At 64.4% G+C, this 14,443-nt stretch carries 12 protein-coding genes; 6 read left to right on the forward strand and 6 right to left on the reverse strand.

Annotation, left to right across the window (positions count from 1 at the left end; translation table 11 throughout):
* Positions 1-17: 17 nt before the first annotated feature.
* The 4 genes from ACILR9_RS29415 to ACILR9_RS29430 form a co-directional block, all read right to left on the reverse strand.
* Entirely contained in the window at positions 18-1,688 is a 1,671-nt protein-coding gene (locus tag ACILR9_RS29415; protein WP_395713536.1) for a hypothetical protein, read from the reverse strand.
* Between the two features lie 89 nt (positions 1,689-1,777).
* A complete protein-coding gene (locus ACILR9_RS29420) occupies positions 1,778-3,265 on the reverse strand; it encodes a hypothetical protein (protein WP_395713537.1) in 1,488 nt (495 codons plus the stop codon).
* Positions 3,266-3,447: 182 nt separating this feature from the next.
* A complete protein-coding gene (locus tag ACILR9_RS29425) occupies positions 3,448-4,428 on the reverse strand; it encodes an FkbM family methyltransferase (protein WP_395713538.1) in 981 nt (326 codons plus the stop codon).
* 121 nt (positions 4,429-4,549) lie between these two features.
* Complete coding sequence (locus ACILR9_RS29430) at positions 4,550-5,188, reverse strand: trimeric intracellular cation channel family protein (protein WP_395713539.1); 639 nt, start codon at positions 5,186-5,188, stop codon at positions 4,550-4,552.
* Between the two features lie 300 nt (positions 5,189-5,488).
* Here ACILR9_RS29430 and ACILR9_RS29435 point away from each other — a divergent pair, with 300 nt between their 5' ends.
* Positions 5,489-5,617 (forward strand): hypothetical protein, encoded by a 129-nt coding sequence (locus ACILR9_RS29435; RefSeq protein ID WP_395713540.1) that lies wholly within the window; start codon positions 5,489-5,491, stop codon positions 5,615-5,617.
* Positions 5,618-5,899: 282 nt separating this feature from the next.
* On the opposite strand, the gene ACILR9_RS29440 is transcribed toward ACILR9_RS29435, so the two are convergent.
* Positions 5,900-6,535 carry a hypothetical protein gene (locus ACILR9_RS29440; protein WP_395713541.1) on the reverse strand — a complete coding sequence of 212 codons (636 nt, stop codon included), beginning with the start codon at positions 6,533-6,535 and terminating at the stop codon, positions 5,900-5,902.
* A gap of 402 nt (positions 6,536-6,937) precedes the next feature.
* On the opposite strand from ACILR9_RS29440, the gene ggt reads away from it, so the two are divergent.
* On the forward strand, positions 6,938-8,533 hold the full coding sequence (ggt, locus tag ACILR9_RS29445; RefSeq protein ID WP_395713560.1) for a gamma-glutamyltransferase: 1,596 nt from the start codon (positions 6,938-6,940) through the stop codon (positions 8,531-8,533).
* 505 nt (positions 8,534-9,038) lie between these two features.
* Here the strand turns inward: ggt and ACILR9_RS29450 are convergent.
* Positions 9,039-9,920, reverse strand: a complete 882-nt coding sequence (locus ACILR9_RS29450) for an aldolase/citrate lyase family protein (protein ID WP_395713542.1) — start codon at positions 9,918-9,920, stop codon at positions 9,039-9,041.
* A 77-nt stretch (positions 9,921-9,997) separates the two neighbouring features.
* On the opposite strand from ACILR9_RS29450, the gene ACILR9_RS29455 reads away from it, so the two are divergent.
* From ACILR9_RS29455 to ACILR9_RS29470, 4 genes are all read left to right on the forward strand, one after another.
* Complete coding sequence (locus ACILR9_RS29455) at positions 9,998-10,969, forward strand: Bug family tripartite tricarboxylate transporter substrate binding protein (RefSeq protein WP_395713543.1); 972 nt, start codon at positions 9,998-10,000, stop codon at positions 10,967-10,969.
* A gap of 66 nt (positions 10,970-11,035) precedes the next feature.
* Positions 11,036-11,722, forward strand: coding sequence for a glutathione S-transferase family protein (locus tag ACILR9_RS29460; RefSeq protein WP_395713544.1), 687 nt, complete (start codon positions 11,036-11,038; stop codon positions 11,720-11,722).
* Positions 11,723-11,957: 235 nt separating this feature from the next.
* Complete coding sequence (locus ACILR9_RS29465) at positions 11,958-13,169, forward strand: acyl-CoA dehydrogenase family protein (RefSeq protein WP_395713545.1); 1,212 nt, start codon at positions 11,958-11,960, stop codon at positions 13,167-13,169.
* Positions 13,170-13,172: 3 nt separating this feature from the next.
* Positions 13,173-14,387 (forward strand): acyl-CoA dehydrogenase family protein, encoded by a 1,215-nt coding sequence (locus ACILR9_RS29470; protein ID WP_395713546.1) that lies wholly within the window; start codon positions 13,173-13,175, stop codon positions 14,385-14,387.
* Positions 14,388-14,443: the final 56 nt, after the last annotated feature.

Below are 14,443 nucleotides of genomic sequence, written 5' to 3' on the forward strand. Positions count from 1 at the left end.
CTGGAAGCGACACTGGATCAGAGCCCCAGCAAGCTGCCAAGTGATGGCATCCTGATACGGATCTGATGACGCCCAGCTCGCTCGAGGCGAACGGCGCACAAGCCGGGGGCCTCGGGTGCCTCGGCGCAGCGCTGTCCGATTGGCCTCTTGTCGAGCTCGCCCGTCTCGACGACATGCAGGGGCGAGCCAAAGAGGGGTAGTGGATAGGTGCCCGGCCTGTCGCAGTTGAGCACGTACTCCTGCACCATCTGCTCTGCAGGCTCACCATTCATCCTTGGCGACGCCTCGAGTCGGCATCCTGCCTGCTCCAGCAGCTTTGCGACATCGCTCTCCTTGTAGAAGAACACGGCGCCAGCCTTGAGGGGAACATACTCGCCAAGCACGCCGTAATGAAGGTCGCGCAGCCCGAGCGTGACGGGCTTCTCGAGAAAGACCGCGGGCGCCCACGCGCCGCTCAACCACACCGATGCGGCGAGTGTCCCGGCGACGACCGGCACCGACAACACAGACGGTACCGTATGCCAAAGCCATAGCGACAGAGCGATCATGACAGGGGTGATGAACGCCAGCAGCCGCCAGGGAAACTGGATATATGCCGCCCCCGGAAAGTAGCGATAGAACGGAATAGCCCAGGTGGTTTGCAAAAGTAGCGACAAGGCGAGGCCGATGACCAGTGCCAGCACGACGACACGCTGGCCGCCCGTCAGCGTGTTCCCGCCGGGGCGCACCGCCACCGAGGCGGATCGAGTCGTCAGCGCCGCGATCAGCCCACCCAGCAACAGTACCAGGACCGGCGCATCAAGCTGCATGGTATAGCCGGTCCAAAGCTTCCCCCACTTGAAGTCGATGTCCCAGATATACCGCATCGCCGGGTGCATCTGATGCTCGGGCGTGTACGGGTGAGAGAGCATGCGCTTCAGGTCATGGTCGCGGCCAACCAGGTACATCGCCAGCATGCCTGGACCGGCGATTGCCGCGAACGAGGCCGCGCCTGTCAGGAGTGGCATCGGCATCAGCCGGCGCAGCGACAATTGACGGGTCGTCACCATCAGGAGCGTCGCCACGCCCAGCAATATCGCGAGGTAGTAGGTCAGGACCGAATGGGCCAGGAACATCAAGCCGGCGATCAGACCGAGCGCCATGCTGGCGCGGTAACGATTTTCCTCGAGCATCAGCCATTGGGCGAAGGCTGCCAGCACCCACGGCACCAGCATGGCCGCGGAGAACTCGGCCATCGCACCGCGCACCAGCCAGTTCGTCGTCGTGTAATTGGCCACGATCAGCATGACGCCGCCGCACCACGCGAATCCTTGACCGCATCGCAGCCCGCGGCACAGGACATAGGTGCCCGTGGCACCGACGGCCATCCAGAGCCACAGGCAGATCAGCATGGCCGACTTGATGTGGCCGATCAGGACGTACAGTGGTCCCGATAGCGCATAGAACAGTTTATGGTACAGCAGAGGTTGAAACGATCCGAAGCGGTCGTTGTCAGCCGAAGCCCAAATCGGAAACCAATCGCCCTGCCTCAGGTGCTCCGCATGAATGTAGGTGCGCACATCGAAGGCGTTCTCTTCATGGTTCGCCGGCCATCCCTCTCCGAGTAGAACCGGCAACAGGGGCAACCCCGCTAGTAGAACCAGGCTGACGATACAAATTACTGCTGATTTGCGACGTACCCAGTTCATCGATCCCAACGCGCATCCGGCACGGAGTCCTTACATCATCCATCACCGCGCGAGAAGCGATGTCGCACATTGGCGAGAGCCTTCTCTACTTACCGAAGGACGATCGCACCCCAGATCCCGCCCCGGTACGTTCCTGTTACCCGATTGCCGCGAAGCGTGCCGACGTATGTCATCATGGCTTTCTTGTCGTGTGCGTCGCGCGTGATGAATATGCGATCTCCGTCGCGCACGATCTCGGCAGTGTACTGCACCACCATGCCGCCTTTGGTCATGGTCGCGTCGAAGACATTGGTGCCTGGCCGGCGTATCAGCGCTCCCCTCCAGGCGTCTTCCTCCATGTACCAGACGTTCCCGGGCGGATCGTCGCGGCCGGTCACCGTCTCGACCTTCGGCCGGATGTTGCGCACGTAGTAGGTCATGCCCGAGGCGACCCATCGGGCGATCGGCAAGTCCCGCACGAAGCTGCGATCCTCGATGGCAGCGAACGTGGCGTAGCCGTAGACGAAGGGTGCCTGGATCAGCGCCAGAGCCGCCAGCCAGCAGCCCGCGGGCAGCCATCGCGGGGTCGCTTCGGTCGGCCGCACCGATTCCATGAACAGGACTGCCAGCATGGCAAAGAAGGATGCCGGTGCCAGCAAGCGCGACAGGTCCCAGGCGATCAGATTGAGCGACAGGGGAAGAAACGTCGCCAATCCGAGAGCCGCCCAGGCGCGCCCGTCGGCGCGCCCGCGCCCATAGAGCACGATGAGCAAAAGAGCCGGCACGGTAAAATAGCCGATTGCGATCAGAAAATTGAATAGGTTGTGGCCGATCTTCCATAGGACGATGTACAGGCTCGACACGATCGTCTGGGAAAACTGAAAAGCGATGACGAAATCCTTCATGTAGTCGGGCAATGGTGCCGACTGCATCTGGGCGATCCCGGCTTCGGGCGACGGCACCCAGTAGACGATGGCCGTCGTGATCAGCGGCGCACACAGCGCAACGAGCACGCGCGGGCTCGGCTTGAACCACCACGCCAGGGCGACGGGGCAGAGCCACAAGAAGACAAAGGCCTCGTGAACGAAGGGAGCGATGCTGCCGATCAAGGCCGCAATCAGCAATTGCTTCTGGGCAAAGGCGATGGTCGCGAGCAGCAACAGCAGGTAGTCGTAGGCATCGAGAAATCCCGAATCGTAGGCTACGGTCGGAATGAACTGGCTTGCTGCGTATAGTGCGTAGAGCGAGGTCGCGAGAAGGTCGCGGCGGCGAAGCTCGATGGCTATCGTCCAGGCGAAGAGAATCAGCATTACTGCGACATTCGTCGCCGAATAGACGATCGCTGCTAGGGCGATCGTGTCTTCGAGGTTGCTTTGATCGACGAACAAGGAAAGCGCTTCGCCCAGCAGCCCCCTTCTGATGAGCCCGTCCCGGTAGTTGATGACGTAGTAGACATGGACGTAAGGGTTGATCGCGTAGATGAATCCCTTGAAGAAGCTCAATACGGTAAGCAGGGCACAAGCCGCAATTGAGAGCCAGGGTAGCCAAGCCGCCAGCGGCGATGTCGAGTTCGTCAGCGGAACGGTCTCTCGGTGCATGCGGACTCCAACACTTCCAACTCCGAAGTGATTGTACGCGCCGATGGACCATTGGAAAGGCTTCTCGTCGCAGACCCTGGTCAGCTCGAGAACCAGATGCAGTCGGCGATGAGGGCCGGTAGCGATCGGTGCAATACCGCAGGCGAGGCACGCTGCAGAGGCGGGACTCTAGCGGAGCCCCACTAGTCAGGGACTGCAAAGATGTCGATGTGGTCGACTTGGCTTTCCTGGTATGCCTGCAAAATCGGATGGGGTTCTCTATGGTACGCAAGAACTTCGCCGGCTGAGCCGATCACCCCTATCCGGTAGCGGTGCGAGAATATGAATCGGAGGTACTCTTCACCCGTGACGTTCTGCAGCCGCAGCATACCGGGAAAGAACTCGCTGACTATTAACGGACGTCTCGACAGACCAGCAATAAATCCGCGCAATGCGTCGAGTTCCCGTCCTTCAATGTCGAGTTTGATGAAATCAATGTCGCTCGCGATCGAGTCGAGCGGGAATTGAGGCACAAGGGTTACCTCCATGATGTCGTCGAGGTTCGACAAATCGCTCGTAACGCCATTGGTGTGCGCAGCGCGTAGCGTCGCAATACCAGTTTGCGCGCCTGCGGCGACCGGCACAATATGGACATTGTCATATTCGTTCTCTCGGCACCCTATCACCAATAGACGTACGTTGCTCATGTGAGGCTCGACGGCGAAGACGTCCCCCTGCTCGCCAACCAACTTCCTGGCGAGGAAGGTGAAGTAGCCGCAGTTTGCGCCGACATCCACGACGCGCATGCCTGGCTTTATCTGAGCTTTTAACAAGGCAGTTACGTGAGGTTCGTAAACGCCATGAACTAGGGTTGAGCCCACGTCCAGGTCGTCTGGATACAATGCCACCTTTGTGCCATTGATTTCTGTCAGGGCGTACTGCCTGAATTCTGTCGAGGATAGCATACCGCGCGCGTGAAATTCTGACGATTGTAGGTAGCTGCTAACGACGGACTTGAGGTCTTGGCCCGTGCGCAAAGAATGGCCGGGCCATTCCTCCGGATTGGGCTTGCGCCCGAGGATGAGGCGAAAGCACGCCCGAATGTCCTCTGCCGTCGCTCTATCTGGCGAGGAGTCTACGTTGACCTTTCCAAGCCTTGTCAATTTGCGAAGAAGGCTCCTCATTTATCCATCCTATGGTCGCACGAGGTCCACGCCAAGTGTACTGAGTCAGATCGACGAAAATGCTGACCGCAGCCACGCCGCATTCCTGCGTCGTCGACTGGATCAAGGCGCCCGGCGATTTTCAACGGCCTGCGGCGAGCCCGCCGTCGCAGGACGAACGCTCGATGACGCGGCCATGCGAATCGCGAAGTCGAGGGACGATTGCCGCGGCCTCACGGGCGCTGCGGACGAGGATCAAGGGTTCGCCCGAAACGCCGAACTGCACCCGGAACACGATCGCCAGGGCGCGCACGGTCAAGGCCAAAGCGAAGGCGAGGATACCGGCCAATCCGGCGGTGACGGCATGTTGCGCCAGGACGGCGTAGGCCGTCGCCCCGACCATGGCCGCCGTGGCATAGATCTCGCCGCACAGGATCATCGGGCGCGTCTGGGTGAGCAGGTCGCGGATGACGCCGCCGCCGCACGCCGTCACCATTCCGAGGAACGCCGCCACCACGACGGGTGCGCCGGCCATGACCGCTATGTGGGCGCCGACGACGGCGAAGGCGGCGAGACCCAGGGCGTCGGCCCAGACGACAAGGCTTTGCCGCTCGACCGTCAAGCGTTGCAGGAAATACATGACGAAGGCGACAATGCTGCAGAGAATCAACTCATCCGGATTTTTCACCCACCACACAGGCTTACTGAGCAGGATGTCGCGCAGCGTGCCGCCGCCGATGCCGGTGATGACGCCGATCAGCACGATGCCTAGCGCGTCCATGCGGTGGCGTGCGGCGGCGAGGGCGCCACGTCGCCCAGATACATGATCGCGACGATGATCAGGCTCAACGGCTCGACGGGTGGCGTCATGGACCTGCCTTTCAGTACCGGCGCCCGGACCTCTGGCGACTGAAGGGATCGGCTTCCCGTACCGGCGCGCGCCTGCTTCCTGTCATGAATCGGATGCTCGGCCGTGACACAGACGATACATCTTGCCCCGCGCCTCGATACGTTCAAGACACGCCACGCCGATAGAAGCCCTTTGCACAGACGGGCAAAGCAAGGCCTTCCTGGGGGGCAAATGATTGGCGGTCTTCTGGCGGGGCTGGGCCTCGCCGCGGCGATGGTTGGGACAGTCGAGATCTGGTTGCCGATGGGGATGCTGGCGCTCCTTTGGACCGTCGCCGTCGACGCCAACCTCAGTCGATAGGGTGGTGACCGTGTCCTTCGTCCCGATCGCTCTTCTCGTCACCATGGGCGTCAGCCTGACGGTCATCGTCGTTGTCGCGGGCCGCGAAGTCGCGAAGCGGATTCGTTAGGCCGGACACCAGAGCACGCGGAGTCGAGGACCGCATATTCCCACTGACGTCGTGATCAGGCGCAAACCTGAGCACCGACACGATGCGGACAGGAAGGCCTTGCGAGGCCCGCCGCCCGGGATCTCCAGGATCAGTCGACCTGATCCCGGAGTCCTCGGGGGATAGCCTCGAGCTCAGCGGATGACGGTGGCCTTGATCGCCGTCTGCTGGCTCCAAACGGTCGTCACGGTGTCACCCGGCTTGATGCCTGCCAGGGCGCTCTTGCCGGCGGCCGTGCGGACCGGCGGCAACTGGATGACCTCGCCGCTGTCGGGCGACGGCTCCTCGGGGAGCCCGGCCGAGGCGTTGATGAGGTAGAGCACGCCGGCGCCCTGATCGACCTTGGTGACCATGCCGTCCATGCCCCAGAGCCTGATCGGCTCCTGCGCGCCCGGGATGCCCTCGAGGCGGGCACCCTTGGCGATCATCGCCTTGCCCTGGGCCTCGGTCGCCGGGGTCTTCTTGGCGATCAGGAAGTCGAGGTAGTCGTACCAGTGGGTGTCGACGACGTTGCCCACGCGGAGCGACGGGTAGTTCGTGACGAGATCGGCGGCCCGCATCTTCACGCGGCCCAGATCTTCCCAGACGATGTTGAAGATGCGCCTCTCGGGATGGAGGCTGTGGATCGTCCCGCGCTTGAAGTTCTGGTAGCTGTTCGGCACGACAAGATCGGTCTGTTGTGCCATCGCCGGCAGCACCGGCATCGCCGTCGCTGTGAGCGCGGCACCCCCCAGCAGCTTCAAGGCCGAACGGCGGCTTGATTGCATCATGACAATACCCCCCGATTCATTAACCTAGCCATGGTCATTGATGCGCATATGCGCAAGAACATCCCTAATCCGACAACGGTGAATTGGCCAGCGTGAAACGTGCTTTTCATTCTCCTCCCCAGCAAAGCTGGGGAGGTGCCCCGTAATCGGGGGCGGAGGGGTCATGAGCAATGCGACTGAGGCTCATGACCCCTCCCTCGCCGTAAGACGGCGACACCTCCCCAGCGTCGCTGGGGAGGAGAATGAGAGACGGCGGGAAGCCGCGCGTCGGGCGATCGCGCCGTAGCGCGAAAGCGGCACGGGGACGGCCCTTCGCGAGGTCCATGCTCCAGGAGTAGGGTGGCACCACAGGCGGCATCCGCCGGGCAGGAGGAGACTGACGTGCGCTACGCGAAGAAGGCGATGATCGTGGCACCCCAGCCGGAGCCGACCGAGGCGGGCGCCGACATCCTGCGCGACGGCGGCAACGCGGTCGACGCCGGCATCGCCTGCGCCCTGGTCCAGGGCGTCGTCGACCCGATGATGTGCGGCATCGCGGGCTTCGGCAGCTGCGGCATCTACATGCCCGGCAAGAAGTTCCACGGCTACATCGACGCGCATGCGCCGGCGCCGCTCGGCGCGCGGCCCGACATGTGGGCCAACCTGATCGAGAGCGAGGCGCGCGACGGTTACGGCTTCATCCTGAAGGGCCGGGTCAACGACATCGGCTACAAGTCGATTTGCGCGCCGGCCAATCTCAAGATGTACCACGAGGCGCACAAGGAGCACGGCAGCCTGCCATGGTCGCGCATCGTCGAGCCGGCGATCGCCTGCGCGGAGAGCGGGTGGACGGTGCGGCCGCACGTTCACTACTGGTGGAGCGACGACGGCGCCTTCGGCCGGGCCCCCAATCACGAGCGCACCGGATTCACGGCCGCGGCGCGCGCGCTCTACTGCCGGCCGGACGGTACGCCCAAGCGGGTTGGCGACCGCGTCGTCAACCGCGACTACGGCCAGACCCTGCGCGCCATCGCCAAGGGCGGCGCGGACGCGTTCTATTCGGGCGAGATCGCCCGGGCGATCGCCGAGGACATGAAGAAGAACGAGGCCCTGCTGTCGCTCGACGACCTCGCGGCCTGGAAGCCGACGCGCAATCCGCCGCTGTGGGGCGATTATCGCGGCTACCGCGTCTCGACCAACCAGCCGCCGGGCGGCGGCGTGATGCTGCTCGAGATGCTGAACGTCCTCGAGAATTTCGATCTCGCGGCGATGGAGCACAATTCGGCGGAGTACCTGCGCGTCGTCAGCGAGGCGATGAAGCGCGCGACCATCGACAAGGATGCCCATGTCGGCGATCCGAAGTTCGTCGACGTGCCGGTCGAGCGGCTGATCTCCAAGTCCTACGCCAAGACCATGGCGGGCGAGATCATGCGCCGCGTCAAGGCCGAGGTGCCGCGCTTCAATTCGGGCGCCGTCTCCAAGGACACCACGCACATCTCGGTGCTCGACAAGGACGGCAACTGCTTCTCGATGACCCATTCGCTCGGCATGCCGTCGGGCGTCGTCACGCCGGGGCTGGGTTTCATGTACAACGGCTGCATGGGGGTGTTCGATCCGCGGCCTGGCCGGGCCGGCTCGATCGCCCCCGGCAAAGCCCGTTTCAGCTCGGTGGTGCCCTCGATCATCTTCAAGGACGGCAAGCCGCATCTCGTCATCGGCGCGCCGGGCGCGACGCAGATCGCCATGGGCGTGCTGCACGTCGTGCTGAACGCGCTCGATTTCGACATGACCATGGTCGAGGCGGTGAGCGCGCCGCGCTTCTCGGCGACCTCCGACACGATCGACATCTCCAATCGCATCCAGGGCCGGGTCGAACGCGAGCTGCAGGCCGAGGGCTACCCGGTGGTGCGCAGCCCCTACACGTTCGGCTTCGCCGCCGTGCACGCCATCCGCATCCATGACGACGGCCTCGACGGCGGCGCCGACCCGGGCCACGACGGCGTGGTGATCGCGGTGTAGGGGATCACCCCCCTAATCGGGTCAGGGCATTTGCATATGGAAAAAATGCCCAGCGGAAGAGTTCCCAGCGCTGACTCCATTCCGCTGACCGAACGCGTGCAATCAAGTGCACACGACTTTGGCTGCAGAGGCGATCCAGGCCGGCTGGCCGGCCTGCCTGTGCGTACGGTGTCGTGATAGCTCGGATCGCGAGACTGCTGGCAAACCGAAGGACACGACCGTGACCATCAGCACCGATGCGGATGCAAGAGGCTGCGGCACGTCCGCGAGGCGCTCAGGGGCTGGCGAGAGGCGACGCATGATCGTGCGCACGCCGATGATCCCGACCGCAAGACGCCGGGTCCGACCGCAACGACGGGCTGCCGGCGGCGGTTTGCGGTCGGATAACTCCTTGATTCTAAAGGGCCCGAACGCACCGAACGCACCGAACGCAAAAATGCAGGGTGATTCTCCGCCGGCCGGCAACTCCGCGACCGGGGACGCGAGGATGCCCGCGCGCGAATTCCTACACCGGCATGGTGCGCTTCTGATGGGCACGGCCGACCTTCGCGGCCTCAGGGTTGTGGCCCGAGATCACGCGTACGCCCTCGTCGAGGCTGGCGGCGATCTTGTCGGGCGTGGCGCCTTCGAGAAAGGCGAGGCGGTTCCGTTTGCAGGCGGAGAAGACGCGCGCGCGGGCCTCTTCCATGACGGGCGGGTAGGGACGCCGCTGCAAGGTGGTGTAGCCGAGAGAGAGGCCCAGATCGCCCGGGCCGAGCTCGGCAAAGCCCAATCCGGGCACCGCCAGGATCTCCTCGCAGTGGGCGACGCCGGGCGGACTCTCGATCTTGACGCCGAGCAGCAGCTCGCCCTCGGGGTTGAGCGGCCACGGCTCGCACTTGGCGAAGTAAGCCATCTGGTCGACGCCCCAGATCGGCGCCGCCGTGGGCTCCGAGCCGCGGCCGCGGCTGCCGATGCCGAGCTTGTCGACGCCGGCCTTGTGGTGCGGAAAGCGGCAGGCGCGCACGAACTCGCGCACCGCGTCGGCCGACTCGGCCTGGCACAGCAGGATGCCGTGCACGCCGCGCCCCAGGATCTGGCGGAACTGCCAGGCGTTGTAGGCGACGTTCGGCCCGTCGATGCCGTTGACCGGCGCCTCGACGATGACGGTGGGCGTGCGGTGGCCCGAGTTGGTCGGGCCGCCATCGACCAGGCCGCGCATGTAGTCGGACAGCCCCTTCATGTCGAAGTCGCCGTGCTCCATGCCGACATTGATGTAGTCGGCCCACGTCCTGGCGTCCTTGCGGCCCTGCTCGTAGGTCAGCACGTGGCCGGTGTGGGGACCGTCGTAATAGATCGCCTGGTCGGCTTCCAGGAGCTCGATGGCGCGATTGATGCGCTTTGCCATGGTGTTTCCTCCTATGTCCCCGCGAAGGTTGTCCTGGATCAGCATAGCCGTACAGTGCCGGCCAAAGGGAGGAAACGATGAAGGGTCTCGACCGCCGCGGGTTTCTCGCGGCAGCGTCGGCGTGGGCCGTCGCGCCGGCGGCGCAGGCCCAGGCAGGCTATCCCGATCGGTCCATCCGGTTCGTCGGCGGCTTCCCGCCGGGCGGTCCGGCCGATCTTTCCGGGCGGCTGCTGGCACAGAGCCTGAGCGAGGCGCTGGGCCAGCAGGTCGTGGTCGAGAACAAGTCCGGTGCGGCGGGCAACATCGCCTCGCAGCTCGTCGCCGAGGCCAGGCCCGACGGCTACACCCTGCTGATCGGCACCTCGATCATGAGCATCGTGCCGTCGGTCTACGAGAAGCTGCCCTACGATCCGCTGAACAGCTTCGTCGCGGTGGCGCATTTCACGACCATCCCGATGATCATCGTGGTGCCGGCGGACGGCCCCAAGACGTTGCAGGAGCTGATCGCGCTCCTGAAGAAGGAGCCGGGCAAACATTCCTACGGATCGCCGGGCAGCGGCAGCCTGATCCACATGGGCAGCCTGCTGCTCTCGCAGCGCATCGGCGCCGAGACGGTGCACGTGCCCTATCGCGGCTCGGCCCCGGCGATGCAGGACACGCTGGCCGGCCGCCATGCCTTCCAGATCGACACGCTGGGCAGCAGCAAGGGGTTCGTCGATGGCGGCCGCCTGCGCATCGTGGCGGTGTGCAGCGACGAGCGCATGGCGGCGCTGCCCGACGTGCCGACGGTGAAGGAGATCACCGGCTTTCCGCTGCAGGTCGTCACCTGGTACCTGATCTTCGCGCCGGCCGGCACGCCGCAGCTGATCGTCGACAAGCTGAGCGGCGCCATCAATCAGGCGATCAAGGCGCCGTCGGTCGTCGATAAGGCGAAGGCTCTCGGCATGGAGATGGTGCAGTCGACGCCGGCGTCGTCGAAGCGGTTCTACAAAGGGCAGATCGCGCTGTGGGCGCCGATCGTGAAGGCGTCGGGCGCCAAGGTGGAGTAGGAGATGGATGATGCTTTCAAGCTGGAGTAGGGCCCGCGCGGCCCGTGCAGTCGAGGAGGGGAAATCATGATCAAGTTCTATTTCAATACCGCGCCGAATCCGACCAAGGTGGCGCTGTGCCTGGAGGAGATGGGCCTGCCCTATGAGATCGTGCCGGTCGACACGCGAAAGGGCGAGCAGCACACACCGGCCTTCCTGGCGGTCAATCCCAACGCCAAGGTGCCGGCGATCGTCGATGGCGACGCCACAGTGTTCGACAGCAACGCGATCCTGCTCTATCTCGCCGAGAAAACCGGGACCTTCCTGCCGGCTCCCGGCCTCAAGGCGCGCGGCGAGATGCTGTCGTGGCTGATGTTCGTGGCCTCTGGCATCGGCCCCTATTCGGGGCAGGCGGTGCATTTCAAGACCTATGCGCCCAAGCCCAACGACTATGCCGTCAACCGCTACGCCTTCGAGGCAGAGCGTCACTGGGAAATCGTCGACGCGCGCCTCGGCAAGCATCGCTACATGTGCGGCGACACCTACACCATCGTCGACATGGCCCTGTGGGGCTGGTCGCGCCTGACGCCGTTCGTGCTCGGCCAGGAGGCAGCGGCGAAGCTGCCCAACGTCCAGCGCCATCTCGCCGAGATCAGCGCCCACCCGGCCGCCGTCCGCGCGCTCGCCCTGAAGGATCGCTACACCTTCAAGACCGAGATGGACGAGACGGCGCGGCTCGCCATGTTCCCGCACCTGGCGAAGAAGGTGGCGTGACCGTGATTCGCCTCCCCAAGCTTCGCTTGGGGAGGCGTCGCCGTCATACGGCGACGGAGGGGTCATAAGCACCACCACTGATGCTCATGACCCCTCCGCCCCGTATGACGGGGCACCTCCCCAGCGAAGCTGGGGAGGAGGATGAGAAAAGCCGGGGAGGAGAATGAGAAGAGGTGAGATGCTTTACGCCCGCAGGCCCCGCGCGGTACTTTCGCCGCCCTGAGAGGAGCCCCCGATGGACCTGAATTTCGGCAAGGAAGAGCTGGCTTTCCAGCAGGAAGTGCGCGACTGGCTGAAGGACAACCTGACGCCCGAGATCGTCGGCGAGCTGAAGGTCGCGCGCAACGCCTACATGCCGAAGGAGCGGCTGATCGACTGGCAGAAGCGGCTGGCGAGGAAAGGCTGGCTGTGCACCGGCTGGCCGACCGAGTTCGGCGGGCCGGGCTTCACGACGACGCAGAAGTACATCTTCGAGATGGAGATGGCGCGCGCCGGTGCGCCCGGCACCTCGCCGTTCGGGCCCAAGATGTGCGCACCGGTGATCATGAAGTACGGCTCGCCCGAGCAGAAGGCGCGCCATCTGCCGCCGATGCTGAACTCCGACCTGATCTGGTGCCAGGGCTACTCCGAGCCGGGATCGGGCTCCGACCTGGCGTCGCTCCGCACCAGGGCGGTGCGCGAGGGCGACCACTACGTCGTCAACGGCCAGAAGACCTGGACGACCCTGGCGCAGACCGCCGACTGGATCTTCTGCCTGGTGCGCACCTCGAGCGCGGGCAAGCCGCAGGAGGGCATCTCCTTCCTGCTGATCGACATGAGGACGCCGGGCATCTCGGTCGAGCCGATCATCACCGCCGACGGCAACCGCGCCGGCACGCAGGAGGTCAACTCGGTGTTCTTCACCGACGTCAAGGTGCCGGTCGAGAACCGCGTCGGCGAGGAGAACAAGGGCTGGACCTACGCCAAGTACCTGCTCGAGTTCGAGCGCGGCGGCAACCCGTACAGCCCGCGCCTGCGCTCGGCCTTCGAGCGCCTGAAGCGGCTGTCGCAGGCGATGCCGGACGGCGAGGGCTCGATCATGGCCGACGTCTCGTGGCGCGAGAAGCTGGCGCGCATGGATATCGAGATCTCCGGTCTCGAGATGTTCGAGCAGGAGTTCTACTCGCGGCTGGCGTCGGGGCAGAACCCGGGTCCGCTGTCGTCGATGATCAAGCTGCGCGGCACCGAGGTGATGCAGCAGGTCCAGGAATCGGCGGTCGAGGCGGCCGGCTACTACAGCCAGCCGTTCCCCGAGCAGCGCGCCTGGAACGCCAATGTCGAGCCGATCGGCCCGGAAGGCGTCGATGTGCTGGCGCCGCGCTACTTCAACGGTCGCAAGATGACGATCTACGGCGGCTCGTCCGAGGTACAGCGCGGCATCATGTCGAAAGTCATGCTGGGGCTCTGAGTCATGCGTCTTGCCTTCAACGACCAGGAGCTTGCCTTCCAGAAGGAAGTGCGGGATTGGATCACCGCCAACATGCCGGTCGAGGTGGCGGAGGAAAGCCGGCGCAGCCGCACCAGCCATGTCTCCAAGGAGCGTCTGCTGCAGTGGCAGCGGAAGCTTGCCGAGCGCGGCTGGCTTTGCCCCAACTGGCCGAAGGAATACGGCGGACCAGGCTGGAACTCGACCCAGAAATTCATCTTCGAGATGGAGATGGCACGCGCCGATTCGCCCTATCTGTCGTCGTTCAGCATCAAGATGGTGGCGCCCGTCCTGATGAAGTACGGCAGCGAGGCGCAGAAGAAGCGCTTCCTGCCGAAGATCGCGGCGGCCGAGGAGCTGTGGTGCCAGGGTTACTCGGAGCCGGGCTCGGGCTCCGATCTCGCCTCGCTGCGCACGCGCGCGGTGCGCGAAGGCGACCACTACATCGTCAACGGCCAGAAGATCTGGACGACCAACGCCCATTTTGCCGACTGGATATTCTGCCTGGTGCGCACCTCGAACGAGGGCAAGCGCCAGGAGGGCATCTCCTTCCTGCTGATCGACATGAAGTCGCCAGGCATCAAGATCGATCCCATCTACCTGGTCGACGGCACGCGCACGCCGATGCGGCACGAGGTCAATCAGGTGTTTTTCACCGACGTCGAGGTGCCGGTCGAAAATCGGGTCGGCGAGGAGAACAAGGGCTGGACCTACGCCAAGTACCTGCTCGAGTTCGAGCGCGGGGGGCAGGCCCACGGGCCGCGTCTGCGCAAGGCCTTTCGCCATCTGCAGACCCTGTCGAAGTCTCAGATGGACGCCGGCGAGCCCTTGTCGGCAAGCCCCGTGTGGCGCGAGAAGATGGCGGCGCTCGAGATGGAGATCGACGCTGTCGAGATGAACGAGATGATGTTCTACTCCAGCCTCAAGACCGGCGATGCCCCGGGCAACATGGCCTCGGTGGTCAAGATGCGCGGCACCGAGGTCGGCCAGAAGGTGACCGAGCTCGCGGTCGAAGCGGTCGGCTGGTACGGCACGCCGTTCACCGAACTGCGCAACTACGACAGCAACGTCGTGCCGGTCGGCGGCGAGTACGTCGACGATGTCTCGCCGCGCTACTTCAACACGCGCAAGACCACGATCTATGGCGGCTCGTCCGAAGTGCAGCGGAACGTCCTGGCCAAGGCGATGCTGGGCCTGTGACTCCTCCCCAGCTTTGCTGGGGAGGAGTCCGCGTCTTCGCGGACGGAGGGATCAGG

The organism is Reyranella sp. (genome assembly GCF_044224635.1).
Lineage (GTDB): Bacteria > Pseudomonadota > Alphaproteobacteria > Reyranellales > Reyranellaceae > Reyranella.